Annotated in this window: 28 protein-coding genes and 1 pseudogene; 21 read left to right on the top strand and 8 right to left on the bottom strand. The window is 72.0% G+C overall.

What is annotated here, in order from left to right:
- Positions 1–94 precede the first annotated feature (94 nt).
- From ABZ471_RS23575 to ABZ471_RS23565, 3 genes are read left to right on the top strand one after another with little or no spacing between them, the layout of a single operon-like run.
- A complete protein-coding gene (locus ABZ471_RS23575; RefSeq protein WP_359068764.1) occupies positions 95–670 on the top strand; it encodes an FABP family protein in 576 nt (191 codons plus the stop codon).
- Between the two features lie 16 nt (positions 671–686).
- Positions 687–1,124 (top strand): Fur family transcriptional regulator, encoded by a 438-nt coding sequence (locus tag ABZ471_RS23570; RefSeq protein ID WP_359068763.1) that lies wholly within the window; start codon positions 687–689, stop codon positions 1,122–1,124.
- 10 nt (positions 1,125–1,134) lie between these two features.
- On the top strand, positions 1,135–2,100 hold the full coding sequence (locus ABZ471_RS23565; RefSeq protein ID WP_359068762.1) for a folate-binding protein: 966 nt from the start codon (positions 1,135–1,137) through the stop codon (positions 2,098–2,100).
- Positions 2,101–2,107: 7 nt separating this feature from the next.
- Here the strand turns inward: ABZ471_RS23565 and ABZ471_RS23560 are convergent, their stop codons facing one another.
- Positions 2,108–2,734, bottom strand: coding sequence for a TlpA disulfide reductase family protein (locus ABZ471_RS23560; protein ID WP_359068761.1), 627 nt, complete (start codon positions 2,732–2,734; stop codon positions 2,108–2,110).
- Between the two features lie 189 nt (positions 2,735–2,923).
- On the opposite strand from ABZ471_RS23560, the gene ABZ471_RS23555 reads away from it, so the two are divergent.
- Positions 2,924–3,427, top strand: a complete 504-nt coding sequence (locus ABZ471_RS23555; protein ID WP_359068760.1) for a DUF3515 family protein — start codon at positions 2,924–2,926, stop codon at positions 3,425–3,427.
- 21 nt (positions 3,428–3,448) lie between these two features.
- Here ABZ471_RS23555 and dtd read toward each other — a convergent pair whose 3' ends face one another.
- Positions 3,449–3,874, bottom strand: a complete 426-nt coding sequence (gene dtd / locus ABZ471_RS23550; protein ID WP_094217403.1) for a D-aminoacyl-tRNA deacylase — start codon at positions 3,872–3,874, stop codon at positions 3,449–3,451.
- A gap of 159 nt (positions 3,875–4,033) precedes the next feature.
- On the opposite strand from dtd, the gene ABZ471_RS23545 reads away from it, so the two are divergent.
- The 13 genes and pseudogenes from ABZ471_RS23545 (at position 4,034) to ABZ471_RS23485 (ending at position 15,678) form a co-directional block, all read left to right on the top strand.
- Complete coding sequence (locus tag ABZ471_RS23545) at positions 4,034–4,624, top strand: aerial mycelium formation protein (protein WP_359068759.1); 591 nt, start codon at positions 4,034–4,036, stop codon at positions 4,622–4,624.
- A gap of 64 nt (positions 4,625–4,688) precedes the next feature.
- A complete protein-coding gene (locus ABZ471_RS23540; protein ID WP_359068758.1) occupies positions 4,689–5,927 on the top strand; it encodes a GNAT family N-acetyltransferase in 1,239 nt (412 codons plus the stop codon).
- A gap of 182 nt (positions 5,928–6,109) precedes the next feature.
- Positions 6,110–7,018 (top strand): GntR family transcriptional regulator, encoded by a 909-nt coding sequence (locus tag ABZ471_RS23535; protein ID WP_359068757.1) that lies wholly within the window; start codon positions 6,110–6,112, stop codon positions 7,016–7,018.
- Between the two features lie 28 nt (positions 7,019–7,046).
- Positions 7,047–7,898: a winged helix-turn-helix domain-containing protein gene (locus tag ABZ471_RS23530; RefSeq protein ID WP_359068828.1), complete on the top strand. Its 852-nt coding sequence runs from the start codon at positions 7,047–7,049 to the stop codon at positions 7,896–7,898.
- Positions 7,898–8,632: an HAD family hydrolase gene (locus tag ABZ471_RS23525; protein WP_359068756.1), complete on the top strand. Its 735-nt coding sequence runs from the start codon at positions 7,898–7,900 to the stop codon at positions 8,630–8,632. The genes ABZ471_RS23530 and ABZ471_RS23525 overlap by 1 nt, the downstream gene beginning before the upstream one ends.
- A 243-nt stretch (positions 8,633–8,875) precedes the next feature.
- Positions 8,876–9,655 (top strand): HAD family hydrolase, encoded by a 780-nt coding sequence (locus tag ABZ471_RS23520; protein ID WP_359068755.1) that lies wholly within the window; start codon positions 8,876–8,878, stop codon positions 9,653–9,655.
- Positions 9,656–9,717: 62 nt separating this feature from the next.
- On the top strand, positions 9,718–10,677 hold the full coding sequence (locus ABZ471_RS23515) for an ATP/GTP-binding protein (RefSeq protein ID WP_359068754.1): 960 nt from the start codon (positions 9,718–9,720) through the stop codon (positions 10,675–10,677).
- Between the two features lie 38 nt (positions 10,678–10,715).
- The gene (locus ABZ471_RS23510) at positions 10,716–11,342 is read left to right on the top strand and encodes a TetR family transcriptional regulator (RefSeq protein ID WP_359068753.1); all 627 of its coding nucleotides are present in this window, start codon (positions 10,716–10,718) and stop codon (positions 11,340–11,342) included.
- 40 nt (positions 11,343–11,382) lie between these two features.
- The gene (locus ABZ471_RS23505; RefSeq protein ID WP_359068752.1) at positions 11,383–13,422 is read left to right on the top strand and encodes an AAA family ATPase; all 2,040 of its coding nucleotides are present in this window, start codon (positions 11,383–11,385) and stop codon (positions 13,420–13,422) included.
- A gap of 58 nt (positions 13,423–13,480) precedes the next feature.
- Positions 13,481–13,974, top strand: a pseudogene (locus ABZ471_RS23500) (hypothetical protein).
- A gap of 75 nt (positions 13,975–14,049) precedes the next feature.
- On the top strand, positions 14,050–14,541 hold the full coding sequence (locus tag ABZ471_RS23495) for a helix-turn-helix transcriptional regulator (protein WP_359068751.1): 492 nt from the start codon (positions 14,050–14,052) through the stop codon (positions 14,539–14,541).
- An 86-nt stretch (positions 14,542–14,627) separates the two neighbouring features.
- Positions 14,628–15,224: a hypothetical protein gene (locus tag ABZ471_RS23490; RefSeq protein WP_359068750.1), complete on the top strand. Its 597-nt coding sequence runs from the start codon at positions 14,628–14,630 to the stop codon at positions 15,222–15,224.
- 106 nt (positions 15,225–15,330) lie between these two features.
- Positions 15,331–15,678, top strand: a complete 348-nt coding sequence (locus tag ABZ471_RS23485) for a DUF2516 family protein (protein WP_359068749.1) — start codon at positions 15,331–15,333, stop codon at positions 15,676–15,678.
- 14 nt (positions 15,679–15,692) lie between these two features.
- Here the strand turns inward: ABZ471_RS23485 and ABZ471_RS23480 are convergent, their stop codons facing one another.
- From ABZ471_RS23480 to ABZ471_RS23465, 4 genes are all read right to left on the bottom strand, one after another.
- Positions 15,693–16,991: a fused response regulator/phosphatase gene (locus ABZ471_RS23480; protein ID WP_359068748.1), complete on the bottom strand. Its 1,299-nt coding sequence runs from the start codon at positions 16,989–16,991 to the stop codon at positions 15,693–15,695.
- 353 nt (positions 16,992–17,344) lie between these two features.
- Positions 17,345–18,430: an NlpC/P60 family protein gene (locus ABZ471_RS23475; protein ID WP_359068747.1), complete on the bottom strand. Its 1,086-nt coding sequence runs from the start codon at positions 18,428–18,430 to the stop codon at positions 17,345–17,347.
- Between the two features lie 290 nt (positions 18,431–18,720).
- Complete coding sequence (locus ABZ471_RS23470; RefSeq protein ID WP_359068746.1) at positions 18,721–19,509, bottom strand: class I SAM-dependent methyltransferase; 789 nt, start codon at positions 19,507–19,509, stop codon at positions 18,721–18,723.
- Positions 19,510–19,893: 384 nt separating this feature from the next.
- Complete coding sequence (locus ABZ471_RS23465) at positions 19,894–20,601, bottom strand: LAETG motif-containing sortase-dependent surface protein (protein WP_359068745.1); 708 nt, start codon at positions 20,599–20,601, stop codon at positions 19,894–19,896.
- A 345-nt stretch (positions 20,602–20,946) separates the two neighbouring features.
- On the opposite strand from ABZ471_RS23465, the gene mshA reads away from it, so the two are divergent.
- Positions 20,947–22,284 (top strand): D-inositol-3-phosphate glycosyltransferase, encoded by a 1,338-nt coding sequence (mshA, locus tag ABZ471_RS23460; protein ID WP_359068744.1) that lies wholly within the window; start codon positions 20,947–20,949, stop codon positions 22,282–22,284.
- The gene (locus ABZ471_RS23455) at positions 22,277–22,777 is read left to right on the top strand and encodes a YbjN domain-containing protein (RefSeq protein WP_359068743.1); all 501 of its coding nucleotides are present in this window, start codon (positions 22,277–22,279) and stop codon (positions 22,775–22,777) included. Before mshA ends, ABZ471_RS23455 begins: the two co-directional genes overlap by 8 nt.
- A gap of 19 nt (positions 22,778–22,796) precedes the next feature.
- Here the strand turns inward: ABZ471_RS23455 and ABZ471_RS23450 are convergent, their stop codons facing one another.
- Positions 22,797–23,360 carry a hypothetical protein gene (locus ABZ471_RS23450; RefSeq protein ID WP_359068742.1) on the bottom strand — a complete coding sequence of 188 codons (564 nt, stop codon included), beginning with the start codon at positions 23,358–23,360 and terminating at the stop codon, positions 22,797–22,799.
- Between the two features lie 199 nt (positions 23,361–23,559).
- Between ABZ471_RS23450 and ABZ471_RS23445 the strand changes: the two genes are divergently transcribed.
- Entirely contained in the window at positions 23,560–25,215 is a 1,656-nt protein-coding gene (locus ABZ471_RS23445) for a glycosyl hydrolase family 28-related protein (protein WP_359068741.1), read from the top strand.
- Here ABZ471_RS23445 and ABZ471_RS23440 read toward each other — a convergent pair.
- The gene (locus tag ABZ471_RS23440) at positions 25,194–25,991 is read right to left on the bottom strand and encodes an AraC family transcriptional regulator (protein ID WP_359068740.1); all 798 of its coding nucleotides are present in this window, start codon (positions 25,989–25,991) and stop codon (positions 25,194–25,196) included. The genes ABZ471_RS23445 and ABZ471_RS23440 overlap by 22 nt on opposite strands.
- Positions 25,992–26,040: 49 nt before the next feature.
- Between ABZ471_RS23440 and ABZ471_RS23435 the strand changes: the two genes are divergently transcribed.
- Positions 26,041–26,466 carry a DUF2000 domain-containing protein gene (locus tag ABZ471_RS23435; protein WP_359068739.1) on the top strand — a complete coding sequence of 142 codons (426 nt, stop codon included), beginning with the start codon at positions 26,041–26,043 and terminating at the stop codon, positions 26,464–26,466.
- Positions 26,467–26,625: the final 159 nt, after the last annotated feature.

Here is a 26,625-nt window from a genome sequence, read left to right as displayed (position 1 = left end):
GTCCTGGTCTGCGTCGGCGTCCTCGCCTTCGCCGGACTGACCGTGAAGAAGCTGTACCAGGGCCAGCGCTGACCACCTCTAGGAACTTCTGCTCATGATCGAGATCCCGTCCGACCTCCACAAGGACCTGGTCCCCCTCGCCTTCCTGCTCGGCAACTGGGCCGGTGCCGGCGTCCACGACTTTCCCGGCTCGGAGAAGTGCAACTTCGGCCAGGAGGTCACCTTCACCCACGACGGCCGGGACTTCCTGGAGTACCGCTCCCACACCTGGGTGCTGGACAACGACGGGAACAAGGTCCGCCCGCTGGATTCGGAGTACGGCTTCTGGCGGATCGACGCGAACCGCAAGGTCGAGGTCACGATGACCCGCGACGACGGTGTCATCGAGATCTGGTACGGCGACATGGCCGACAAGAAGCCGCAGATCGACCTGGTCACGGACGCCGTGGCCCGGACGGCCGTCTCCGCCCCCTACAGCGGCGGCAAGCGTCTGTACGGCTACGTCAAGAGCGACCTGATGTGGGTCGGCGAGAAGCAGACCCCCGAGGTCGAGCTGCGCCCCTACATGTCGGCCCACCTGAAGAAGGTCGTCACCCCGGAGGACGTCGAGCGCTGGGCCAAGGCTCTCCCGGACGACATGCCGGACGACGGCATCGCCTTCTTCAAGTAGTCCTACACTCGTCGGTGTGGTGAGCACCGACTGGAAGAGCGACCTCAGGCAGCGCGGCTACCGGCTGACGCCGCAGCGGCAACTTGTGCTCGAAGCCGTGGACACCCTGGAGCACGCGACCCCCGACGACATCCTCAGCGAGGTGAGGAAGACGGCGTCGGGGGTCAACATTTCCACCGTCTACCGCACGCTGGAGCTGCTGGAGGAACTGGGCCTGGTCAGCCACGCCCACCTCGGCCACGGTGCGCCCACCTACCACCTCGCCGACCGCCACCATCATCTGCACCTGGTGTGCCGCGACTGCGAGAACGTCATCGAGGCGGACGTGGCAGTGGCCTCAGACTTCACGGCCAAGCTGCGCGAGCAGTTCGGTTTCGACACCGACATGAAGCACTTCGCGATCTTCGGCCGCTGCAAGGACTGCTCTCTGAAGAGTTCAACTACCACGTCGTAGGCTTGCCCGTATGAAGAGCCCCCTGCTGTCCCTGCCCGGCGCCGTCCCCGCCGAGGGCGTGGACGAAGGCGTCGCCGCCCACTACGGCGACCTGTTCCGCGAACAGCGCGCCCTCGCGGACGGCACCGGATTCGTCGATCTCTCCCACCGCGGGGTGATCGCCGTCTCCGGCGAGGACCGCCTCGCCTGGCTGCATCTGCTGCTCACCCAGCACGTCAGCGACCTGCCCGCGGGCGAGGCCACCGAGGCGCTGATCCTGTCCGCGCACGGGCACATCGAGCACGCCCTGTACCTGGTGGACGACGGCACGACGGTCTGGGCCCATGTGGAGCCCGGCACCCAGGAGGCGCTGATCGCCTACCTGGAGTCGATGAAGTTCTTCTACCGGGTCGAGGTCGCCGACCGCACGGCGGACTTCGCCGTCGTCAGCCTGCCCGCCGGCTCGATCACCGAGGTGCCCGAGGGAGTCGTCGTACGCGAGACGGCGTACGGCCGTGACCTCTTCCTGCCCCGCGCCGACCTGGAGTCCTTCGCCGACAGGTCCGGCCCCGCGGCCGGTCTGCTCGCCCACGAGGCGCTGCGCGTCGAGCACCACCGCCCCCGCCTCGGCTTCGAGACCGACCACCGCACGATCCCGCACGAGCTGGGCTGGATCGGCACCGCGGTCCACCTCCAGAAGGGCTGCTACCGCGGCCAGGAGACGGTGGCCCGCGTGCAGAACCTGGGCAAGCCGCCCCGTCGGCTGGTCTTCCTGCACCTGGACGGCAGCGAGGTCCACCTGCCGGTGCACGGCACCGAGATCCGTCTCGCCGACGAGGGCCCCGACGGCCGCAAGATCGGCTTCGTGACGACGTCCGTACGCCACCACGAACTGGGCCCGATCGCTCTCGCCCTGGTCAAGCGCAACGTACCGACCGACGCCCGTCTGGTCGCGGGGGAGACGGCGGCCGCCCAGGAGACGGTCGTGGAGCCCTAGGGCGGGTTCAGGGAGTTCGCGGTGCCGGACTGTGCGCCGGGGCGCGCGAAGGGAGCAGGGAGGCGACGGCCTTCCCGATGTCGGCCTCCGTCACCTCTCCCATCTGGGATGCGGCGATCTTCCCCGCCGGATCGACGACGATCGTGAACGGCAGGGACTGCGCGTTCACCAGGCCGCGGGGGAGACGCAGGGCTTGCCGTCCGCGCGGGTCCATGAGGGACGGGTAGCCGAGCCGGAACTCCTTCTGGAACGCACGCCCGTTGCCGCTCGTGGCGTCGTTGTTCAGGCCCAGGACCTGCACCCCGCGGTCGGCCCACGTCTGCTGGATCCTGCTCAGCGCGGGGGCCTCGGCGCGGCACGGGCCGCACCAGGAGGCCCACGCGTTGATCACCACGACCTTGCCCCGGTAGTCGGACAGACGGACCGTGCGGCCGTCCAGTGTGGTCCCGGCCAGGTCCGGCGCCGTGGGGCGCTCGCCTTCGCTCAGGGTGGTGGTGAGCGCATCGGAGGGGCTGGTGTCCTCGTAGCCGGCGGTGCCTGTGCAGCCCGCGAGCACGGCGCAGGCCGTCAGCGCCCCCGCTGCCGCCGCGTACCGGCGTGCGTAGGTGACAGCCCCGCGCCAGGTGACGGTCATGTCACGTTCCCCCCCATGTGCGATGACGGGCCATCGGCCGACGTCCTTCGACGATCATTGTCCTCCGGGCCTGCCGGAGCCGGGAGTTGGGTGGCTCGGCCGGGGGCCTGCGAGGGCGAAGCCGGCCGGGCCCGAGTGGAACCCCTCCGAACGAGTGGCCTAACGTACTGGTCAACTCGCCTGCGTCGTATGGGAAAGAAGACCGTCACCGTGCCTTCCAGCCGCCGGACCCGGCTCGTCATCGGCGTCGGGGTGTGCGTCCTGGCCTCGGCCGCCGCCGTCACCGCCTACGCCTTCCAGCACCGTGACCCCGGCGTGCCGGCCGCGAAGAACTCCGATGCCCCGCAGTGCCGCCGCATCACCGATGCCGCGCCCGACTCGCTGGGTGGTCTCTCGCGCTGGGACAGCGACGCTTCCGGTGTGGCCGTGTGGGGTGACCGGGCCATCGTGCTGCGGTGCGGGGTGACGCCGCCGGGGCTGACCCACGACCCGTGCTTCGCGGTCGACGGGGTGGACTGGGTGATCGACACGAAGCAGTCCACTCACACGCGCAAGGTCATCGTCACCTACGGCCGTACCCCGGCCACGCAGGTGGTGTTCGACGGCGGGGGCAGGACGGATGCCGCCCTGGTCGAGCTGTCCCGTCTGGTCGCCCCCATCCGGCAGGCCTCGCACTGCCTCGACTCCGCCTGAGCGGCCGACGCCGGACAGGCCCTAGATCTCCAGCAGCACGGTGAAGGGCCCGTCGTTCGTCAAGGAGACGCGCATCTGCGCCCCGAACCGGCCCGTCGCCACCGTCGCGCCCAGGGCGCGCAACTGGGCGACCACCTCGTCGACCAGCGGCTCGGCGACATCGCCGGGGGCGGCCGCGTTCCAGGTGGGACGGCGCCCCTTACGGGCGTCGCCGTAGAGGGTGAACTGGCTGATGACGAGCAGCGGGGCGTCGATGTCGCTGCACGACCTCTCGTCCTGCAGCATCCGGATCGACCAGAGTTTGCGGGCCAGCTGGGCCGCCTTCTCCTTGGTGTCCTCATGGGTCACGCCGACCAGGACGCACAGGCCCTCGCCCTCGATCGCGCCCACCGTCTCGCCGTCCACGACGACGCTCGCGCCGTCCACCCTCTGCACCACCGCACGCATGCGGACCATCATGCCGGGTGCCCCGGCCCTGGTCACGGGCGGTCCATTATTGATCCTTAAGCCCCCATCTGGGGCCGTTCGGGGGCACTCGGTCACATAGCGGCCACTTGGGGTGGCACGATGCTTCCACACGCCGGTCGAGGGGACGGTCACAAGCACATGAGCACACCGAGTACCGGGGGGCTGGAGACGTACCGGCCGCCCGCGCAGCGCGACGACAGCCCGCCGGGCCCGTCGCTGCCCGCGGAGCCGCCCGAGCACGACCTGGCCAGGCTGAGTCTGCCCGAACTGCGCACCCTGCGCCGCGACGCCCAGCGCGACGAGGCGGACCTCAGCTATGTGCGGCGGCTGCTGCAGGGCCGGATCGACATCCTGCGCGCGGAACTGGCCCGGCGCGGCCGGGCGTCCGTGCCGGCGCCCGCGGACGCCTCCGTGGTGGAGCGGCTCCCGGAGATCCTCACCGACGCCCCGGCCCGGCAGCGCTCCTCGGCCCGCCACGTCACGCTCGGCACCCCGCACAACGAGGAGTACCGGCGGCTGGCCGCGGAGATGCTCGCCGAGGTCGAGCTGTCGGACCTCGAGGCCCGTACCGACCTGGAACTGACCACCGCCATGGGCCGCCTGGTCCGCTACGAGCAGGAGGTCTCCCGGCGCCGCCAGCGCCTGCAGCGCACCACCGACGACTGCAGCGGGGAGATCGCGCGCCGCTACCGGGTGGGTGAGGCCCAGGTGGACGACCTGCTCACCTGACGGGGCGGGCGGCCGCGAGGAAATCCGGACGACACCGCCCGGGCCGCGCGCCTACGGTGAACTCATGACCATCGACGTCCGCACGGTCACCGAGGCCGAGTTCGAGGACTGGCAGCGCGCCCTGAAGACAGGGTTCCTGCATGAGCCGGTGCTGACCGCCGAGCAGCTCGACGCCCGCCGCAGACAGTTCGTCGAGGGCCGCCTGCTCGGCGCCTTCGACGGCGGCCGCTGCGTGGCGACCTTCCGCTCCTTCGCCCAGGAGGTCACCGCGGTGGGCGGCACCCCCATACCCGCGGACGCGATCTCCAACGTCACCGTCACCCCCACCCACCGCCGCCGCGGCCTGCTGACCCGCATGATGAACCGGGACTTGTCGGCGGCGAAGGAGCGCGGCGACGTCGTCGCCACCCTGATCGCCGCCGAGTACCCGATCTACGGCCGCTACGGCTTCGGACCCGCGACCTGGACGACCGAGTGGACCGTCGAGGTCCCCCGGGCCGGCCTCGACCCCCGCTGGTCGGGCCCGGAGGACGGCGGCCGGATCGACCTGGTGGACGGCGAGGACGTCCGCAAGCTCGGACCCGAACTGCACGAGCGGGTGCGCCGTACCCGGCCCGGCGTGGTCAGCCGGGACGAGCTGTGGTGGCAGCTGAACACCGGTGCCGTTCGCTTCGGCAGCAACTGGACCGAGCCGTTCTACGCCGTGTACCGCTCCGCCTCCGGCGAGGTCGAGGGACTGGTGTCCTACGAGTCGGACGACACCTGGCACGGCAAACAGCCGCACAACACCGCCGACGTCAACTGGCTGATCGGTGCGACCCCGGCGGCCGAGGGCGCCCTGTGGCGTTACCTGTGCTCGATCGACTGGATCACGAAGGTCAAGAGCGGCTGGCGCAGCCCGGACGACCTGCTGCCGTTCTTCCTGCCCGACCCGCGCGCGGCCCGGGTCACCGAGCATGCGGACTGGCTGTGGGTGCGGATCCTGGACGTCGTACGGGCGCTGGAGATGCGGACGTACGAGGGGACGGGGGCGGTGGTGCTGGAGGTCGTGGACGGAGCCGGTCTCGCCGACGGGCGGTATCTGCTGGACGCGTCCCCCGACGGTGCGTCCTGCACCCCCACCACCCGGGGCGCCGACCTCGTCCTCGACGTGGCCGGGCTGGCGTCGCTGTGGCTCGGTGACGAGTCCGCGGTGCGCCTGGCCGCGCTCGGCCGGGTGCAGGAAGAGCGGGAGGGCGCCGCCCGGAAGGCCGACGCCCTGTTGCGTGGGTCCAGGCGTCCTTGGTGCCCGGACATCTTCTGAGGGCTCCTTCCGGCCGGACTGCAGGCTCCCCTCCGGAGATGAGTCCGGCCAACTGCGAATAACTGGACCACTAAGGGTTTAGTTGGCTGCCAACTTAGCCGGGGGTGCCCCGACTGGTAAGTGACTCATAACCACCTACCGAACAACTGCCTTAAGTTGGCGCAAAGTTGTAGCGTTCCTCCGTGGACCCGGAACACGCCTCCGCCAGTGAGCGGAAGAGGCCACAGCGGTCACGCACGTCACACCGCGAGGTGGCCGACGCACTGCGCGCCCGGATCAGGTCGGGCGTGCTGCGACCGGGGCAGCGCATGCCCACCCAGGCCACGCTCGCCGACGAGTTCGGCGTGGAGCGCGGTGCCGTACGCGAGGCCCTGCGCATACTGCAGTCCGAGCATCTGCTCACCAACGTGTCCAAGGGCAGCCCCGCCACGGTGGCCGCACCCGAGGAGCACGCCGGTCCGGCGGCCGGCTCCATGGCGCCGCCGCAGCCCACCATGGTGGGCCTCGCACCCCGCATCGCGGCGGCCTTCGCCGCCCCGCACGTCGAGATCGACGCCCTCTGCCTGACCTCGGTCTCGCTGAACCTCGCGATCGCCGAGCCCCTCCGGCAGATCCACGCCGGGCGGCTGAGACCGGCCAGGGTCGACGTCCGGGTGCTACTGCCCAGCCGGGACATCGACCTCGCCTTCCCGGTGCCGGTGGACGCCTCCGACGGCGGTCTGCTGCACCGGCGCTGGCTGGCCCAGCGCAACGCCCAGGGCCAGGTGCTGCGGCACAACCTCCAGGCCCTGCGCTCCACGCACGGCATCGACGTGCAGGTCCACTTCCGGGCCCTTCCGTTCACCCCGCCGGTCAAGCTCTACCTGCTCAACGGGGCCGAGGCGCTGTTTGCGTACTACACGCTCTCCCGCCGCGAGCGGGAGATCGACCACGAGCACCTGCAGATGTACGACGCCGACGGCACGCGGTCGATGCTGTTCGCCTTCGAGCAGGGCGCGGACCTGCGCGACACCACGTACGTCGAGCAGTCCCACCTGTGGTTCAACGCGTTGTGGGAGACGATCAGTTCCGAACTGATCCTGTCGTCCTGAGGTCCCGCCCACGGAGGAGCACATGGACGTGAACGGCAGCAGGCGAGTCCTGCCCACGGAGATCGCCGACACCCTGCGCGAACGGATCCGGACCGGACAGCTCAGGGCCGGAGAGCGCCTCCCCACCCAGGCCGAGCTGGCCGAGGAGTTCGGCGTGGAGCGCGCTACCGTGCGCCAGGCCCTGCTGGCCCTTCAGCAGGACGGCCTCCTCGGCAACGTCACCAAGGGCAGCCCGCCGCGCATCGCCGAGCCCGCCCCCGCCCATGACGAACCCCAGCCGACGATGGTGGCCCTGGCTCCCCGGCTGACCGAGGCGTTCTCCGCGCCGCACGTGCGCGTCGACGCGGCCTGTCTCACCGCGGAGAGCCTCATCCCCGCCCTCGGCGAGCCGCTCCGCATGATCCACGAGGGTCGCATCCGCCCCGAGCGGGTCGACGTGCGCATCCTGCTGCCGTCCCGGGACATCAACCTGGCCTTCCCGGTCCCGGTCGACGTCCACGGCGACGACGACGCCGTGCACCAGCGCTGGCTGGCGATGCGCAACGCCCAGGGCCAGGTCCTGCAGTACAACCTTCAGGCCCTGCGCTCCACCCACGACATCGACGTACAGGTCCACTTCCGGGCCCTGCCGTTCACCCCGCCGGCGAAGCTGTACCTGCTCAACGGCACGGAGGCGCTGTTCGCGTACTACATGATCGCGCGTCGCGAGGAGCCGACGGACAGCGGAACGCTGGAGATGTACGACACGCTGGGCTCCGCGTCCCTGCTGTTCTCCTTCGAGAAGCGGGCCGGTCAGCGGGACGCCGCGTTCGTGGAGCAGTCGCAGAAGTGGTTCGACGCCCTCTGGGAAACCATCACCACGGACCTGACACTCTCCTAGTGACTTCTGATGCGACTTCTGGTGCGACGTCTGACGCGAACGAGACCGAGAAGCTACAGGAACTGATCACACGTGCCCAGGTCGTCCTGTGGGACTTCGACGGGCCGATCTGCCGCCTGTTCGCCGGGCACAAGGCGGAACGGGTGGCAGCGGAGCTGGTGGAGTGGCTCGAACTGCAGGGCATGCGCGAGCTGCTCACCGAAACCGAGCGGGGCGCGCTGGACCCGCAGGTCGTGCTGCGTGCCGTGGACCGCCGCCACCCGGGCAGCGACCTCGTCGCCGAACTGGAGGAACGGCTCACCCAGCAGGAGCTGCGGGCCGCCGCCTCTGCCCTGCCGACCGCCTTCGCCGACCCCCTGATCCGCACCTGGACGGCCGTCGGCTCGCGCCTGGCCGTCACCGCCGACAACTCCCCCCGGGTGATCCGGGCCTACCTCGACGGCCGCGGCCTCACCTCCTGCTTCGCCCCCCACGTCTACGGCCGCACGGCCGACCTGCACCGCCTCAAGCCCGACCCGCACTGCCTCGACCGCGCGCTGAACGCGACCGGTACCGCGCCGTCCGCCGCTCTGATGATCGGCGACGCACCCTCGGACCTCGCCGCGGCCCGGCGGGCCGGTGTGCCCTTCCTCGGCTACGCGCGCGACGAGCAGAAGAGGAAGCGTCTGGGCGAGGCCGGAGCCGGGTGTGTGGTGGGGTCCCTGGAGCCGTTGCTGGCGTTGTTGCGGGCGTGAGGTCACCGGGCACGTCGGCCCGGCCCAACTACTCTTTACCCAAGGAGGGGTTGGTGTGTGCCGTGACGGCCGGACCTCCCGTAGCCCGGCCGAGGCCCTCTCACTCCTTCGGCCGGACGCCGTGTGTCGGGCCTTGCCGACGCCCTGTGGGCCGTTGAGGCTGGTCGGGGTTCCCGCGGCCGGACCCGCACGCCGACCGGGGCGTACGGAGTGCGGGGCGAGCTGAGGAGCGGATGGAACGGCATGGGCGGTGCGCAGGAAGACGTCGAGGACGCCTTTGAGCTGCTGACGGACGCGGGCTGCGTCCTGTTCGACTTCGACGGTCCCGTCTGCCGGCTGTACCCCCACGGTGCGTCCATGGCCGTGGCCGTCGACCTGCGGAAGACCCCGGCCGAGGGGGCCGCCCTGGACTTCCTGACCGAGGCGGAGCGGACCGGCAAGGACCCGTACCTGGTGCTGCGGGCGGCCGACCGCGCCGGTAAGGAGCGGGACCTCGGCGATCTGGTGGAGCGCATGGACGCGAAGCTCACCGAGGGCGAGCTGGCCGCCGTCCTGTCCGCGCTGCCCACCCCCGGCGCCGACCAGCTGGTCGAGTGGCTGCACGGACGCGGGTCCCGGCTGGTCGTCGTCACGAACAACGCGGCCTGCGCGGCGGACCGGTACCTGCGGGACCACGGTCTGCGGCGTTACTTCGAGGCCATCCACGGGCGCAGCGCCGATCCCGGCCTGATGAAGCCTCATCCCGATGTCCTCCACCGTGCCCTGCGGGGTCTGCGGCTGCCCCCGGACGACGCCGTCATGATCGGGGACACGCCGGCCGACTTCGCCGCCGCCGAGCAGGCCGGGGTCCGCTTCATCGGCTACGGCCGCAACGCCGAGAAGCGGCTGCTGCTGCGCGACGCCGGGGCGAAGTGCATCGTGTCCGCGTACTCCCCGGTGCTGGCGCTGGCGCGGCACAGCGGCTGGCGGCCGGCTCGGACGCGGCACGCCGGGCCGGGTGTGGACGGTTTCTCCCCTTCCTGACCGGACCGCCACCGGGCACCATGAGGTGACCGCGCCAAGGCGCTTGCCAAAAGGGGGATTTGGTGGCGGACACCACGCTGAGAAGCAGGCTGGCGGCCCGCTGGGAGCGGGCCGAGGGCGTCCTGACAAGGGTTCTGCTGCTGGCCGTCTTCGCCGTCGGCCTGATCGCGCAGTTCGTCAAGCCCCTGGGCGACGCCCTGGAGGGCAAGGCGTACATCGGCGGGGCGCTGCTGAGCCTGGTGGGCTATGTGCTGTACAGCGAGGTGCAGCGGCTGAACTCGGCGCAGGAGGGCCAGCGGGAGATCACGGAGAGCCTGCTGCGTTCCCTGGCCTCCCTGGAAGCCCAGCAGTCGGGGGCCGACATCAGGATCGATCCGGAGAAGATCAAGGACGAACTGCGCAGTGCGCTGCGGAGCGGGGACCGCGTCGAGCTGGCCACCCTGTCCTTCACGGGCGAGAACTTCGTCGGTCTGAAGCAGTACCTGGGAGAACTGCCCCCCAACGACGAGCGCCGGATTCACATCCGGGTTCTCGTCCCCGATTTCAGCAAGTCCATCGATCTGCCCGGACTGGTGCGGGCCGACGGCACGTTGTACGACGCGGCCGGGTTCCGGGCTCACCTGAGGCGCAAGATCTCCGAGTACCAGGCGGAGCTGAAGGGGATGGAACGCCGGATGCGCCATCACCGCCTCGGGACGCTGACGGTCGAATTCAAGGTGATGCACATGGCGCCGACGCTGAAGCTGTACCTCATCAACGAGGATCAGGTGATCGAAGCGCAGTACGACAAGTTCGAGCAGAGGCCCGACGAGTACACCCCGGGCGGGGGCACCGACGATCTGCTGGACATCACCGGCCACGCATCGCCCCTCCTGCGCTGGCACCGGGACGGCGGGCCGCTGGCACGGGAGATGCGCCGTTGCCGCCGGAACCAGTTCGAGCAGTACTGGAAAGGTGCCCGCGCTCTGGCACCGGCCTCCTTGAACAACAGCCCCGTCCCCGCCCCCCAGCCCCAGGACTGACCACAGCCCCTCCGCCGGTCACTGCGTAGGCTCCCCCCATGGAAGAGATGGGCCTGCGGGAGCGCAAGAAGCGGCGGATGTACCAGGACGTGTCGGACATCGCCGTGCGGCTGTTCCTGGAGCGCGGCTTCGACGCCGTGTCGGTCGCGGAGGTGGCCGCCGAGGCGGGGATCTCCAAGCCGACGCTCTTCCGGTACTTCCCGGCCAAGGAGGACCTGGTCCTGCACCGGATCGCGGACCACGAGACGGAGGCCGCCCGGGTGGTCGCCGGGACGGCCGAGCCGCTGGCCGCGCTGCGCCGGAACTTCCTGGACGGGCTGGAACGGTCCGATCCGGTGACCGGGCTGAACGACCATCCGCAGGTTCTCGCCTTCCATCGGCTGCTGTACGGGACGCCGGCCCTGGTGGCACGGGCGTACGGCCATCAGGAGCGCTCGGAGGCGGCGCTCGCCGAGGCGCTCGGGGGCGGTCTCGACGCCCGGCTCGCCGCCGGGCAGATCATCGCCGTCCAGCGGATCCTCGCGCTGGAGAACTGGCGGCGGATCGCGGCGGGGGAGGGTGTGGAGCAGGTCCGGCCGGACGCGGTGCGGGCGGCCGAGCGGGCCTTCGACCGGCTGGCGGCGGGCCTGGTGGGCCTCACGGGCCACCTGGACGAGACTCAGTAACGTATTTAACTCGGTTACATTTTCTGGGTACGGTGGAGTCATGACGTCACTCCACCCCGCCCCCGAGGACATCGAGGCCACCCTTCACCGCGAACGCGCCTACCACGACGCCTGCCGCACCGCGCTCGCCGCCATGGTCGACGGCGCCGCCCGGCAGGTCGTCATCGGCGAGGACGTCTCCGCCTCCGGTGCCGACGCCGAGGTCCTCGGCTACCAGCTGCGCAGCCAGGCCAAGGCGCTGCGCGAACTGCCCCAGGGGCCGCTGTTCTTCGGACGGCTGGACTTCGCCGCCTCGGACCCCGAGCACGGCGGACAGAGCTACCACGTCGGCCGGCTGCGGATCACCGAGGACCCGGCCGCGCCGCCCCTGGTCGTCGACTGGCGGGCCCCCGTCTCGCGCGCCTTCTACCAGGCGGGTGCCCGCGAGCCGCAGGGCGTCGAGGTGCGGCGCCGGTTCGGCTGGGCGCCGGGCAGCCGGGGGGACTCCGCCGACCTCACCGGGCTGGAGGACGAGCGCCTGGGCCGGGGCGAGGCGCAGGTCAGCGACATCGTCGCGCGGGAGATCGAGCGGCCCCGGATCGGCCCGATGCGGGACATCGCCGCCACCATCCAGCCCGAGCAGGACGACCTCGTACGGGCCGGCCTCAGCGCCTCCGTGTGCGTCCAGGGCGCCCCGGGCACCGGCAAGACGGCCGTCGGCCTGCACCGCGCCGCCTATCTGCTCTACACCCACCCGAAGCGGATCCAGCGCTCCGGCCTGCTGATCCTCGGCCCCAACCGCACCTTCCTCTCCTACATCGCCGAGGTGCTGCCCTCCCTCGGCGAGACCGGCGTCCGCCAGGCCACTCTGCTGGACGAGATCGCCCGCCACCCGGTCACCGGCACCGACCCCACCCCCACGGCCGCCGTCAAGCACGACGCCCGCATGGCCGAGGTGCTGCGCCGGGCGCTGTACGCGCGGGTGTCCGCCGAGGGCGTGGCCGATCTCTCCGTACCGGACGGCTCCTACCGGTGGCGGGTCCCGGCGGCGGCGCTGGCCGGCATCGTCGAGGAGGTGCGCGCCGAGCAGCCGCCGTACGCGATCGGACGGGAGCGGGTGCGCACCCGGGTCGTACGACGGCTGCTGGAGCAGGTCGAGCGGCGCTCCGGGCCGCCGCCGAACGCCTGGGTGCGCCGGATCGAGCGGGCGCGGGCACTCACCGCCCGGCTCGACGAGGTGTGGCCCAAGGTCCGGCCCGAGGAGGTCCTCGCCGAACTGCTCGGCGACGCCGGCACGCTGGCGCGGGCCGCCGACGGACTGCTGGAACCGGACGAGCAGGCGGCGCTGCTGTGGCCGCGCCCACCGCGCTCGTACAAGTCCGCCCGCTGGTCGGCCGCCGACCTCGTCCTGCTGGACGAGCTGTCCGGGCTGACCGAACACCCCGAGGGATACGGCCACATCGTCGTGGACGAGGCGCAGGACCTCTCGCCGATGGAGTGCCGGGCGATCGCCCGCCGGGCCGTCTTCGGCTCGCTGACCGTGCTCGGCGACCTGGCCCAGGGCACCACCCCGTGGGCCGCCCGCGACTGGGACGTGCAGCTGCGCCACCTCGGCAAGCCGGACGCGGCCGTGGTGCCGCTGACCATCGGGTTCCGGGTGCCCGCCGCGGTGGTCGAGCTGGCCAACCGCCTGCTGGGCCGGCTGGACGTGGCCGTACCCGCCGCCCGGTCGCTGCGGGCGGACGGCGCGCTGACCGTCCGGCCCACCGACGACGTGCCCGGCACGACCGTGACGGCCGTACGGGAGGCCCTCGCACACGAGGGATCGGTAGGTGTCGTCGCGGCGGACGTGGACGTGGCCCGGGTGAGGGACGCGCTCACCGCGGCCGGCATCGAGTCGGCCGGCCCGGAGGAACTCGGCGCCCGGGTGGCCGTGGTCCCCGCGAGCCTGGTCAAGGGCCTGGAGTACGACCACGTCGTCGCCGTCGAACCGGCCGCCGTCGCGGCCGCCGAGGAGCGGGGTGCGCACCGGCTGTACGTGGTGCTGACCCGGGCGGTGTCCCGGCTGGACGTCGTGCACGGACGCCCGCTGCCGTTCTGACGCCGGCTGTTGCGTGCTCCGCCCGCAACAACGGCTTCGAAGGCCGATCCTGGGGGTGATGCTGCTCTTCCTCGATGTCGACGGTCCGCTCATCCCGTTCGGTGCGGCGCACGGCGCCTATCCGGTCTACGACCGCGCCCTGCCGCCGGGCGCCGACGGACATCCGCTGCTCGACCGCGTCGACCCGGCACTCGGCCTGCGTCTCGCGGGCCTGGGCTGCGAGCTGGTGTGGGCCACGACGCCAACACGTGCCTGGCGCCCTGGCTGGGCCTGCCCCCGCTGCCGGTCGTCCGGTGGCCGGACGAGGACGAGCCGCCCGGCCTGCTGCACTGGAAGACCCGGCCGCTGGTCGACTGGGCAGCCGGCCGCCCCTTCGTCTGGGTCGACGACGAACTGACCGAGGCCGACCGCGCCTGGGTAGCCGTCCACCACCCCGAACCGGCCTTTCTCCACCGCGTCGACCACCGCGACGGCCTGACGGAGGACGACTTCGGGGCGGTGCGGGAGTGGCTGGGGGTGCACGGCCGGTGCGGCCCTGCGGCGACCGGGTGAAGTCCGGGCGTGGCGTGGCGCACTATTGCAAGCAGGTGCTTGCAATTGTTAGCGCGAGTGTTGCAAGGTGGGGATATGGCATCGCTCAACGTCGGCAATCTCGGTGAGTACCTGCGCGAGCAGCGGCGCAACGCCCAGCTCTCGTTGCGGCAGCTCGCCGACGCCGCCGGGGTGTCCAATCCGTACCTGAGCCAGATCGAGCGCGGGCTGCGCAAGCCCAGCGCGGAGGTGCTCCAGCAGGTCGCCAAGGCACTGCGCATCTCCGCCGAGACGCTGTACGTCCGCGCCGGCATCCTCGACGCCGAACGGGACCGGGACGAGGTGGAGACCAGAGCGGTCATCCTCGCCGATCCCACGCTCAACGAGCGGCAGAAGCAGGTGCTGCTCCAGATCTACGAGTCCTTCCGCAAGGAGAACGGATTCGGGGTCGGCGAGACGGCCGAGGACCTCGGTGAGGGGGCTGCGGAGGAACGGCCCAGCGACACCGATGTCCCGAGCGACACCGCCGTACGCGGCACCCGCACGGCCGGCGGCAGTGATGCCGGTCCGCGGCGGACGGCCGGGTGAGCGGGCCCTCGACAAGTCAGCCCCCGGCCGCAGCACCGCGGACCACACCAACCTCAGCCGAACGCGAATCCGGGAGGACCATCACCATGGCCATCACCGACGACCTGCGCAAGACCCTCAGCGACCCGACCCCGCTCTACTTCGCGGCCGGCACCGCCGACCTCGCTCTCCAGCAGGCCAAGAAGGTGCCCGCCCTGGTCGAGCAGCTGCGCGCCGAGGCCCCGGCCCGTATCGACGCCGTGCGCAACACCGACCCGAAGGCCGTGCAGGAGAAGGCCGCCGCCCGGGCCAAGGAGGCGCAGGCGACCCTGCAGACCAAGGTCAACGAGTTCATCGGCACCCTCGACGTCGACCTCAAGAAGTTCGGCGAGAACGCCCAGGACCTCGCCCTGCGCGGGGTCGGCGTCGCCGCCGAGTACGCCGTCAAGGCCCGCGAGACCTACGAGAAGGTCGCCGAGCACGGCGAGCAGGCCGTGAAGACCTGGCGCGGCGAGGCCGCCGAGGAGATCGAGGACCTGGCGATCGCCGTCGAGGGCAAGCCCGAGCCGGCCGCAGCCGCGGAGGAGCCGAAGCCGGCCGAGGCCAAGGCGGAGGCCGCCCCGGCGAAGAAGCCCGCGGCGCGCAAGGCTCCGGCCCCCCGCAAGGCCACCGGCCCGAAGAAGACGACCCCGCCGGCCCAGTGAGCGTGACCGATGAGACGGATACGGGCCGGGCACCCCTAGGGTGTCCGGCCCGTTCTACGGGTACGGTGACGGCGTACGGACCGGGAGAGAGCGGGCGGTGGGCAGCATGCTGATGTTGGGCTTCGCGGGGTTCATGGGGATCCTGAAGATCGTCCTGATGGCCCTCGCCGCGTTCGGGCTGTTCGACGCCGCGTTCCGGCGCGAGGACGCCTTCCGCGCGGCGGACAAGCAGAACAAGGTCTTCTGGCTGATCATCCTCGGCATCGCCCTGGTGGTCAGCTATCTGTTCTCGCTCCTGTCGATCCTGCCCATCGCCGGCGCGATCGCGAGCATCGTCTACATCGTGGACGTGCGCCCGGCCCTCAAGCAGGCCTCCGGCGGCAGCGGCTGGGGTCGCCGCCGCGGCGGAAGCAGCAGCGACGGTCCGTACGGGCCGTACAACGGCGGCCGCTGACCCGGCCCGAGCGGTTACGGCGTGCGGTCCAGCAGGACCACGGCCACGTCGTCCGTCAGCTCGCCGCCGTTGAGGTCGCGCACCTCGCTCACCGCGGCCCGCAGCAGACTCTCGCCGCGCAGGCCCTCGGCCAGCTGGCGGCGGATCATCTCCACCATCCCGTCCTGGCCGAGGCGCTCCCCGCCCGTGCCGACCCGGCCCTCGATCAGGCCGTCGGTGTAGAGCATCAGGCTCCACTCGGCGCCCAGCTCCACCTGCATCCGCGGCCAGCGGGCGCCGGGCAGCAGGCCGAGGGCGGGGCCGTTGTTGTCGTAGGGCAGCAGTTCCGCGGCCCGGCCCGGGCGCGCGATCAGCGGGGACGGGTGGCCGGCCAGGCACAGCCCCGCGCGGCGGCCGTCCGGCGCGATGTCCACCGTGCACAGCGTCGCGAAGATCTCCTCGTCCGAGCGCTCGTGCTCCAGCACCTCCTGGAGCGTGCTCAGCAGCTCGTCCCCGCACAGCCCGGCCAGCGTCAGCGCCCGCCAGGCGATGCGCAGCTCCACGCCGAGCGCGGCCTCGTCGGGGCCGTGGCCGCAGACGTCGCCGATCATGGCGTGCACGGTGCCGTCGGGGGTGCGGACGGCGTCGTAGAAGTCGCCGCCGAGCAGGGCCCGGGAGCGGCCGGGGCGGTAGCGGGCGGCGAAGCGCAGCGAGGAGCCCTCCAGCAGGGGCGTGGGCAGCAGCCCGCGCTCCAGCCGGCGGTTCTCCTGGGCGCGCAGCCTGCCCTCGGCAAGACGCCGCTCGGCGGTGTCGGAACGTTTCCGCTCCACCGCGTAGCGGATGGCCCGGCTGAGCAGGCGGCCGTCCAGCTCGTCCCGGAACAGATAGTCCTGGGCGCCCACGCGCACGGCCTCGGCGCCGCGCTCGGCGTCGCCGGAGGCGGTCAGCGCGAGCACGGCGTGCCGGGGCGCGAGCTGCAGCACGTGCCGGAGCACGGCCAGCTCGTCGTCGTCCCCGGTGCCGCCCGGCGCCGGGAGCGCGAGGTCCAGCAGGATGCAGTGCACGTCGTCGGTGAGCAGCCGCTCGGCCTCGGTGAGGTTGCGGGCGGTGCGGACGCGGGCCGGGTTGCCGGAGGAGTCCAGCAGTTCGGGCACGATCGGCGAGCCGGCCGGATCGTCCTCGATCAGCAGCAGGGTGAGAGTGGTGCCGTTGGCGGTGCTGGCCGCGGCGCTCCGGTGAGCCTCTTCCTTGAGGGGGCCGCCTTGGGCGGCGGCCTGCGCCTGACCACTCTCCACGGCCGGGATCGCTCTCTGCCGCGGTATGGGTACGGGCATCGTCTTGGTTCCTTCCCTCCCCCCGAGGGCAGGTGGGCGAGGGACCTCGACCCACCGTCGGGTGACCATAGCGGTACTGCCCGGCCCGATGGAATGGTGTGAGCCGCGTCGCTCCGGTGCAGGCCCCTGTCATATGCCGCGTTTTGTACCGCAGTTGGACAGGCCGCCCCTGGAGCAGGGATGACGAAGCTCACGCACCGCAGGGTTCGCACGGGGGTTGGGCGTGCGGTGGGTCACACGGCAGGACCACGGCGGGGATCACGGCAGGGTCCACGGCAGGGAGTACGGCAGGGAGTACGGCAGGGATCGCGGAGGGTCCGCCGCGGGGCGTGCGGGCCGTCACATGACGTGCCTCACGCGTCCGGTCGTACGACCCCCAGGATCGGCATCGAGCCCGCGCCCGCGACCGTCACCGTTCGCCCCGGCCGCGGGGCGTGGATGATCGCGCCGTCGCCCACGTACATCGCGACATGGCTGGCGTCGTCGAAGTAGATGACGAGGTCACCGGGGCGCATGTCCTTGATGTCGACGTGCTTGAGCTGCTTCCACTGCTCCTGCGAGGTGCGCGGGACGGGACGGCCGGCCTTCGCCCAGGCCTGGGAGGTCAGGCCCGAACAGTCGAAGGAGTCGGGGCCCTCGGCGCCCCACACGTACGGCTTGCCCAGCTGGGCGGTGGCGAACTCGACCGCCTGCCTGCCCTGCTCGGAGGCCTTGCCCTTGACCTCCTTGAGGATGCCGGTGTCCAGCCACTCGGTCTGTGACTTGTAGGCGGCCTCCTGCTCCAGCTTGGCGAGCCGCTCCTTCTCCTTCTGCTCCAGCTGGGACTCGAGCTTCTCGGCCTCGGTGATCTGCTGCTTGATCTTCTTCTTGGCGGCCGCCTTGGCCTTGCGGTTGGCGTCGAGCTTCTGCCACTGCGCGGAGGCGTCCTCGGCGTAGTCCTGCAAGTCCTTCTGGGTGCGGGTCATTTCGGCGATCAGCTTGTTGGTCGCCCGCTGGCCGTTGAGCACCGTCCCGGCCCCGTCGATGAACTGCTGCGGGTCGTCGCTGAGCAGGAACTGGGCCGTGGGCGGCAGTCCGCCCGTGCGGTACTGGGCCGCGGCCGCGGCGCCCGCCTGGTTCTTGAGCTTCTCCAGCCTCTGCTGCCCCTCGACGATCTTCTTCGCCAGCGCCACGATCCGTGCGGACTGCTCCTTCGTCCGCTCCTCGGCCGCGTTGTAGGCGTCGGTGGCCACTTCCGCGTCGTGGTAGAGCCGGTCCAGCTTGTCCCGGACCTTCTGAAGGTCCTTGCTGGGCGGGGGAGTCGGCGATGCGCCCGGCGTCGCGCTCGTGCTCGGCGTGGGCGTCGGGGCGGCGAACGCCGTGCCGGGTGCCGCCAGCACGGTCACCGCGCAGACCACGGTCACGGCGGCCGTGAGCAGGCCGCGCTTGCCCGTACCCATACTCTCCCCCAAAACTGATTTACCGTCAGTAACTTACGATCGCCCAGGGATCGTGCCACGACTGCGCGCAAAGCGACAGAGGTCATGGGAAGTCGGATTTTCGCCCCGCCCCTCGTGGCGTACCTTCCCGGCTTCCCGCCCCCCTCGCGCATTTCCCCCCGGGTGTCGTCGCTCACGACGATCTCCCGCCGATGTGACGAACGACGCACGGAGTCCGTTCCCGAGGGACGGGAGGTGAGAAGAGGAAAGGGAGGTGACGGGCCGGGCCGGGTCGGGGTGGGCCGGGGCCCTCAGCAGGCGCGCGGCGCCAACGCCGCCCACGCCACGGTCACTTCCCCCTGCCGCCAGCGCGCCGGCGAGTCCGTCACCGGCCAGTCGGCCGTCAGGTCCCGGACCGTGCGGATCCAGCGCTGGCGGGCGCCGTAGGAGGCGTACGGCGCGGCGGCCGCCCAGGCGCGGTCGAAGTCACGCAGGAAGGCGTGCACCGGTTCGCCCGGCACATTGCGGTGGATCAGCGCCTTCGGCAGCCGCTCGGCGAGGTCCGAGGGGCGTTCCAGGGAACCCAGCCGGGTCGCGAAGGTCACCGTCCGAGGGCCCTCCGGGCCGAGTGCCACCCACACGTGCCGCCGTCCGATCTCGTCGCAGGTCCCCTCGACCAGCAGTCCGCCCCGCGACCCGCCGCCCGCCGGCACCAGCCGCGCGCACAGCCGCTCCCACACGGCGGCGACCTGGTCCTCGTCGTACTGGCGCAGCACGTTGGCGGCCCGGACGAGCACCGGGCGCCCGGGGACCGGGATCTCGAAGCCGCCGTGCCGGAAGGCCAGGCCCTCCCTCTCGTACGGCTTCGCCGCCGCGACCCGCTCCGGCTCGATCTCGACGCCGACCACGCGCGCGCGGGGGTCGGCGGTCCGCAGCCGGCCGAGCAGCTCGACGGCGGTCCAGGGCGCGGCCCCGTACCCGAGGTCGATCGCCACCGGATCCGCGGCGCGCCGCAGCTCGGCGCCGTGCGCGGCCGCGATCCAGCGGTCCATGCGCCGCAGCCGATTGGGGTTGGTCGTCCCGCGCGTCACCGTTCCCACGATGGGGGTCCCCCCGGCCGAGCGAAGCCGAGAGTGGGGGAGGGGCGTCGCGCGGGCTGTCATACCTACGAGGGTATGCGGGTGCCGCGGATGTGCTGGCCGTCGTGCGGGGCCGTGGTCGTGAGGCTCGGCGTGCGGGGCCGTGGACGTGATGCCCGGCGTGCGGAGCCGCGGTCGTGATGGCAGGCGTAAGGGCCCGGCCGGGGTTCCGGTCGGGCCGTTCGCCGGGTCCTGCCGGGTCCTGCCGGGTCCTGCCGGGTCCTGCCGGGGGTTCCGGTCGGGCCGTTCGCCGGGCCGCGCGCGCCGTGGGCGGCTCAGCACCGGCGCATCTGCAGGCGCGGCTCGGCGCGGGCGCACCAGCACGGGTGGCTCAGCACGGGTGGCTCAGCGCGAGCCCTGTGCTGCCTTGCGGCGCAGGGTGAGGACGATGCCGCCGCCGGCCACGACCAGGGCGGCCGCGGTGCCCGCGATCAGCTTGGTGCCGTTGCCCGCACCGGTTTCGGCGAGGTGGGTGCCGCCACCCGCGGGCGACGGGACGCTGCTCGCCGCCGGCGTGGGTGCGGCGCTGCTGCTCTGCGCGGGGGTCGGAGTCGCGGAGGAGCCGGGGACGGGCTTCGACGACGTCGGGGGCTGGGCGGGCACCGAGGCGGAGGCCGAGGCGGAGGCCTCGCACGTCACGTCCGGCACGACCACCATCGGCTTGATGTCCTCGTCGACCCTGTCGCCCGCCTTGACGTGGACCCGGAACGTCTCTCCGGGGTACCAGTCCAGGGGGGTGAGGTCGACGCTCACGCCCTCGGCGGTCGGGTGGTCGATGGTCTTCGTGTCGACCAGCCGCTCTCCCCCGGGCATGCTCAGCTGCACGTAGAGGCTGACGGTGGCCGGGGTGCCGGACGGGTCCTTGTCGGTGACGCGGATGACGCCGTGGTCCTTGGCGTCGCAGCCGGGCTCCGCGGAGAAGTCGCCGATGGTGCAGGCGAGCGCGGTGTGGGCGGCGGCGACGGAGAGCACGGCCGCGGCGGCCGAGGTGCCTATGACGCGGGCCGCCGTGGTGGCGTGACGGGAGAGGGACACGCTACGGGAGAGGGACACGCTTGTCCTTGTGGTCGATGAGCCGAGGCCCGTCACGTGTACAAGCCCTGTGACTCCTCTGTCAAAGGTTGTATCGCCGCAGGTCAAGAGCCGATGAAGGTGCGGTCGGCGACTGCTTTACGGCTGGTCAAGCGAAGGTCATGGGCATGCCGCCGAGCCGTTGCGCGAGCCGCTCCGTGAACCGGTCGGCCACGCAGCGAACGCTCGAACGGTTGAGCGATCAAAGGTCATGATTGAGTAAAGGTGCTTGATCGGGAAATGGCGGGCACCATCCGGCTGTTGCATCCCTTCGGAGGGCGAGGTCGGTCCTCCGACAGGCATGCCCGCAGCAAGGAGGAACGCCACGTGAGCCAGTACGTCAGCAGGCTCGGGCGTCGCTCTCCGGCGGCCCCCTCGCGGCTCAGGCTGCACCGCAGGCCCCGCCGCGTCGCCATGCTCTCCGTGCACACCTCACCGCTCCACCAGCCCGGCACCGGCGACGCCGGCGGCATGAACGTCTACATCGTGGAGCTGGCCCAGCGCCTCGCCGCGATCAACATCGAGGTCGAGATCTTCACCCGGGCGACGGCCGGCGGCCTCGCGCCCACCGTCCAGCTCGCCCCCGGCGTCCTCGTCCGGCACGTCGACGCAGGTCCCTACGAGGGCCTCGCCAAGGAGGACCTGCCCGCCCAGCTGTGCGCCTTCACGCACGGCGTGATGCAGGCCTGGGCCGGCCACCGCCCCGGCCACTACGACCTCGTGCACTCCCACTACTGGCTCTCCGGCCACGTCGGCTGGCTCGCCGCCCAGCGCTGGGGCGTCCCGCTCGTGCACGCCATGCACACCATGGCCAAGGTCAAGAACGCCAACCTGGCCGACGGCGACACCCCCGAGCCCGCCGCCCGGGTCATCGGCGAGACCCAGATCGTCGCTGCCGCCGACCGGCTCATCGCCAACACCGCCGAGGAGGCCGACGAACTCGTGCGGCACTACACGGCCGACCCCGCCAAGGTCGCCGTGGTCCACCCCGGTGTGAACCTCGACCGCTTCCGCCCCGCCGACGGCCGGGCCGCCGCCCGCGCCCGCCTCGGGCTGCCCCAGGACGCCCTCGTCCCGCTCTTCGCCGGCCGCATACAGCCCCTGAAGGCTCCCGACGTGCTGCTCCGGGCGGTGGCCGCGCTGCTGGACGAGCGCCCCGAGCTGCGCTCCCGGATCGTCGTACCCGTCGTCGGCGGGCCGAGCGGCAGCGGTCTCGCCAAGCCCGAGGGCCTGCAGAAGCTCGCCGCCCGGCTCGGCATCGCCGACGTCGTACGGTTCCGCCCGCCGGTCGGCCAGGAGCAGTTGGCGGACTGGTTCCGGGCGGCCTCCGTCCTCGTCATGCCGTCCTACAGCGAGTCCTTCGGGCTGGTCGCGATAGAGGCGCAGGCGGCCGGCACGCCGGTGCTCGCGGCCTCGGTCGGCGGCCTGCCGGTGGCCGTGCGCGACGGCGCCACCGGCTTCCTCGTCAAGGGCCACAACCCGGCCGACTACGCGCGCGTGCTGCACCGGTTCGCCGACGAGCCGTCGCTGACGGCGAGCATGGGTGCGGCCGCCGCCCGGCACGCGCAGTCCTTCGGCTGGGACGCCTCGGCGGCCGCCACCGCCGACGTGTACACGGCCGCGACCCAGTCCCACCGCCGTCGCGTACGCTCCCAGCATGGGTGATGTGGAGAAGGCTGCGCAGGTCATCGAGGGTGTCCTGAAGGACGCCGAACTGGAGTGGGAGCGTCCGGAGTCCGGCACCTTCGTCGTCAAACTGCCCGGCACCCGCAAGCTCTCCACCACGGTCTCCCTCCTGGTGGGCCGCCACACCCTCTCCGTCAACGCCTTCGTCGTCCGCCATCCCGACGAGAACGAGGCGGGCGTCCACCGCTGGCTGCTGGAGCGCAACCTCAAGCTGTACGGCGTCAGTTACGCCGTCGACCGGCTCGGTGACGTCTACGTCACCGCCCGCCTGTCCCTGGCCGCCGTCACCCCCGAGGAGATCGACCGCCTCCTCGGCCAGGTCCTGGAGGCGGCGGACGGCGCCTTCAACACCCTGCTGGAGCTGGGCTTCGCGTCCGCGATCCGCCGGGAGTACGCGTGGCGGGTGTCCCGGGGCGAGCCGACGCGGAACCTGGATGCGTTCAAGCACCTGATCGAGCGCCCGACCGACTGACCCCGGGCCGGCGAGACGGTCAGGAGGGGTCCGGCTGGGGCTGTCCGCCGCCGCTTCTGTCGAGTTCGTCGGCGAAGGCCCGCAGGGCGTCGGCCAGTTCCTTCTTGGTCGGCAGCTGGTCGACCTTCCGGTCGAGTTCCGTGATGCGCCGGTTCAGCTCGGCCAGGTCGCCCGGCGGGGTGGGCTCGCCCGAAGGGTCGGGATCGGGGATCGGGGGGTCGTCGGGCGAGGTGGACGTCGGGCTGGGATCGGCGCCGCCGGTGCTGCCGCTTCCGCCGACGGTGCCCCCGTCGGTGCCGGCGCTTCCGCTGGCAGTGCCTCCGTCGGTGCCGCTGCTTACGCCGACGGTGCCCCCGTCGGACGTGCCCGCGGAGTCCGTGTCCGGCGGGACGGTGCTCGTGACGCTCTGCCCGGGGCCGGGGTCGTCGCCCGAGGTCGCCGCCAGGGCCACGCCGACGCTGAGGGCGACCAGGGCCACGGTACCCGCGACGGCGGTCGCAAGACGTCCGAGCGGCAGGGAGCGGGTACTGATGGATGGATCGCGAGGAGTCTGTGGTTCCTGTGCTTTCTGTGTGTCATCCATGGCGGGGACGCCAGCCCGCGGTGATCACCGGACGGGGGACTTCCGCTGATTCCCGACCGTGCGCTCAAGGAGATGATCCGGAGTGCGGCCGCCTGATCCCGTGTGACCTCTTCCCCGCCCAGGGGTGGGAATGGCATGCTCACCGCCAACGCATTCCTGAACGTCGTTCATATCCATGAATACGAAGGGGCGGCTGGACATGCACCACGAGCACGTCAGCAGACGGACACTCCTCGCCGGCGCCACCGCCGTGGCCCTGGGTGCGGCAACCGGCACGGCGGCAGCGGCGTCGACGGAAGTCCCTTCCCTCTGGCGGGAGTTCACCCGCTCCCCCTTCACCCACCCGCAGATCCCGTACGTCGGCCGGGCGGGCCAACGCGCCGGATCCCGCCGCTTCCCCCGCCCCCGCACAGTCACCGACGTCACCGACCACGGTGCGGTACCCGACGGGACCACGGACTGCGCCCCCGCGATCAACCGTGCCGTCGCCGCAGCCGGAAGGGCCGGCGGCGGCACGGTCACCATCCCGCCCGGCACCTTCCGCATCGACGACGTGATCCGCATCGCCGACTCGAACGTCGTCCTGCGCGGCGCCGGCAGCGGCCGTACGACCCTGTACGCCACGAAGAACCTCACCGAACTGATCGGCGCCTACGGCTCCCGCTACGGCGGCGACAAGTCGTCCTGGTCCTGGGCCGGAGGCCTGATCTGGCTGGCGCCGAGGGCCCGCCTGGACTCCCTGGTCGCGGCGATCCGCGCCAAGTCCTGGCCGTTCGAGGGCTGGACCGGCAACAGGCGGGACGAGTGGACGACCCTCACGACCGTCGAGCCGGCCCGCCGGGGCTCCTGGACGGTGACCGTGGCCGACGCCGGCGGGCTGAGGCCCGGTCAGCTGGTCCTGCTCCGCCTGGCCGACGACCCCGCCCACACCCTCCTGCAGCACATGGCGGGCGGCGGCCCCGGCCCCTCGGCCTACACCTGGGACGACAAGACCAAGCTGACCTCCTACGTCCCCTACGAGTGGCCCGTCCGCATCGCCCGCGTCCACGGCCGCCGCCTCACCCTGGAACGCCCGCTCCCGCTCGACGTCCGCCCGGAGTGGGACGCCAGACTGACCACGCACGTCCAGGAGCTGACGGGCTCCGGCGTGGCGGGCCTGACCCTGGAGGCGGTGGAGACCCCACAGTCCCCGCACCTGCTCGACAAGGGCTACAACGGGGTCGTCCTGCAGTGCGCCTACGACTGTTTCGTGGACGACGTCGCGGTCCGCCACGTCGACAACGGCTTCGGCCTGGTCGCGGCCTCCGCCTGCACCCTGCGTCGCACCCGTGTGGCCGGCCGCGGCTCCCACCACCCGTACTTCTGCCGCGAGGGCTCCCATGACAACCTGATCGAGGACTTCACGATCGAACAGCGCACGGTCCCCGCGCCCGCGAACACCCAACTCCACGGCATCAACGTCGAGGGCCTGTCCTCCCACAACGTCTGGTCGCGCGGCGAGATGCAGATGGGCACCTTCGACAGCCACCGCGGCCTGCCCTTCGCCGACGTCCGCACCGACATCACGGTGAACAACAACGGCCGCCACGGCGGCGACGCCAGCGCCGGCCCGCTCTTCGGCGCCCGCTTCACCCACTGGAACATCAGGGTCACCAACGGCCGCGCAGGCCTGATGAAGATCGACGGACTGGCGCCCTACTCGGCGACGGTCGGCCTCGACACCGTCACGGAGTCCGACCAGATCGACGTCCCGGACTTCACCGGCGACCTGCACTCCCGGCTGGAGCTGTACGGCACCAGGGACGTCGTACGCCCGCGCAACCTGTACGACGCTCAGCGCGAACTGAGCCGGTAGCGCCCCGGGGTGACCCCGACGAGCTTCTTGAAGTGCCGGGTGAGATGGGCCTGGTCGCAGAACCCGGTCGTCGCCGCCACCTCGCCCGGCGCCAGCCCGTCCAGCAGCAGCCGCCGGGCCCGCCCGACCCGGCGGGACATCAGGTACTGGTGCGGCGCGATGCCGTAGGCGGCGCTGAACGCCCGTACCAGATGGGCGGGATGGGCGTGCAGCACCCGCGCGGCGTCGGCGAGCGTGAGGCCCTCGGTGACGTGCGCGTCGAGAAGCTCGCGCAGCGAACGTGCGAGGACGGGGCCGGGGCGGCCGGCGCTGCTCTCCCGGTGCCGCAGATGGTCCCGCAACCGCTCGCCGACGAGGGCCAGCCGGCTCTCCGCCTCCAGCTCGTCCCCCGGCCGCCCGAGCGCGCCGTGCACCTGTCCGACCCGCAGCCGCAGCACCGGATCCCTGAGGTCGGGCCCGTCGACGGCCGGACCGATCAACTCGTCCCCGAGGAGGCTGCCGTCGAGGTAGAGCACGCGTTTCCGGAAGCCGTGCGGGGTGGCGGGGGAGCCGTTGTGCGGGACGTGCGGCGGCAGCAGCGAGACCGTGTCGTGCGGGGTCCCGTGCTCATGCCGGTCGAGTTCGTACCGTACGGCCCCGTCGTCCACGATGAGCAGCGTCCAGGCGTCGTGCACGTGCATCGGGTACGCGTACTCGGTGAAGTGGGCGTGGAAGACCTCCACGACACCCGGGACGCGCGGGCGCCAGGCGGAGACGTCCGGCCGAGCTGCGGTCACGCAAAAAACGTACAAGACCGCCCGCCGGGTCGCGCGGCAGTCTCACTGCATGAACACCGAGCCGATGCGTTTTGACACCAAGATCGCCGTACTGCTCCGCGAGGACCTGGAGCCCTGGCAGCGCCTCAACGTGACGGCCTTCCTGGTCAGCGGGCTGGGCAGCCGGATCCCGGAGGTGATCGGCGAGCCGTACGAGGACGCCGACGGCGTCTCCTACCTGCCGATGTTCCGCCAGCCGGTACTGGTCTTCGAGGGCACGAAGGAAACCCTGGAGGCGGCCCACGGAAGGGCGTTGAGCCGCGCTCTGCCCCGCGCGGTGTTCACCGCCGACCTCTTCACCACGGGCAACGACCGTGACAACCGGGCCGCCGTCCGCGCGGTCCCCACGGCCGACCTGGACCTGGTGGGCCTCGCGGTCCACGGCCCCCGCAACGGCGTGGACAAGGTGCTGAAGGGGGCGCGGATGCATCCGTGAGGCCGCCTCCCGGCGTGGAGGCCTCCACGCCGGGGCTGTCACCCCCTCGCCGGGACGGCCGTCGATCAGCCGAACTGGCCCGCCGCCCGTACGACCTCCGGCACGCCGGGGTGTCGTTCTGGCTCAGTTCCGGGGTGGACGCCATGGAGTGCGCCCGCC

Origin of the sequence: Streptomyces sp. NPDC005728, from assembly GCF_040630895.1 — a bacterium.
Taxonomy (GTDB): Bacteria; Actinomycetota; Actinomycetes; order Streptomycetales; family Streptomycetaceae; genus Streptomyces.
This window is presented reverse-complemented; position numbering and strand designations above follow the sequence as displayed.

Coding starts and splice junctions, on each gene's coding strand:
- dtd (WP_094217403.1), bottom strand. CDS start 3,874: ATGCGTGCGGTGGTGCAGAGGGTGGACGGCGCGAGCGTCGTCGTGGAC.
- ABZ471_RS23520 (WP_359068755.1), top strand. CDS start 8,876: ATGGGCGGTGCGCAGGAAGACGTCGAGGACGCCTTTGAGCTGCTGACG.
- ABZ471_RS23475 (WP_359068747.1), bottom strand. CDS start 18,430: ATGGGTACGGGCAAGCGCGGCCTGCTCACGGCCGCCGTGACCGTGGTC.
- ABZ471_RS23480 (WP_359068748.1), bottom strand. CDS start 16,991: ATGCCCGTACCCATACCGCGGCAGAGAGCGATCCCGGCCGTGGAGAGT.
- ABZ471_RS23510 (WP_359068753.1), top strand. CDS start 10,716: ATGGAAGAGATGGGCCTGCGGGAGCGCAAGAAGCGGCGGATGTACCAG.
- ABZ471_RS23435 (WP_359068739.1), top strand. CDS start 26,041: ATGAACACCGAGCCGATGCGTTTTGACACCAAGATCGCCGTACTGCTC.
- ABZ471_RS23560 (WP_359068761.1), bottom strand. CDS start 2,734: ATGACCGTCACCTGGCGCGGGGCTGTCACCTACGCACGCCGGTACGCG.
- ABZ471_RS23555 (WP_359068760.1), top strand. CDS start 2,924: ATGGGAAAGAAGACCGTCACCGTGCCTTCCAGCCGCCGGACCCGGCTC.
- ABZ471_RS23485 (WP_359068749.1), top strand. CDS start 15,331: ATGCTGATGTTGGGCTTCGCGGGGTTCATGGGGATCCTGAAGATCGTC.
- ABZ471_RS23575 (WP_359068764.1), top strand. CDS start 95: ATGATCGAGATCCCGTCCGACCTCCACAAGGACCTGGTCCCCCTCGCC.
- ABZ471_RS23495 (WP_359068751.1), top strand. CDS start 14,050: ATGGCATCGCTCAACGTCGGCAATCTCGGTGAGTACCTGCGCGAGCAG.
- ABZ471_RS23455 (WP_359068743.1), top strand. CDS start 22,277: ATGGGTGATGTGGAGAAGGCTGCGCAGGTCATCGAGGGTGTCCTGAAG.
- ABZ471_RS23565 (WP_359068762.1), top strand. CDS start 1,135: ATGAAGAGCCCCCTGCTGTCCCTGCCCGGCGCCGTCCCCGCCGAGGGC.
- ABZ471_RS23445 (WP_359068741.1), top strand. CDS start 23,560: ATGCACCACGAGCACGTCAGCAGACGGACACTCCTCGCCGGCGCCACC.
- ABZ471_RS23490 (WP_359068750.1), top strand. CDS start 14,628: ATGGCCATCACCGACGACCTGCGCAAGACCCTCAGCGACCCGACCCCG.
- ABZ471_RS23450 (WP_359068742.1), bottom strand. CDS start 23,360: ATGGATGACACACAGAAAGCACAGGAACCACAGACTCCTCGCGATCCA.
- ABZ471_RS23545 (WP_359068759.1), top strand. CDS start 4,034: ATGAGCACACCGAGTACCGGGGGGCTGGAGACGTACCGGCCGCCCGCG.
- ABZ471_RS23505 (WP_359068752.1), top strand. CDS start 11,383: ATGACGTCACTCCACCCCGCCCCCGAGGACATCGAGGCCACCCTTCAC.
- ABZ471_RS23540 (WP_359068758.1), top strand. CDS start 4,689: ATGACCATCGACGTCCGCACGGTCACCGAGGCCGAGTTCGAGGACTGG.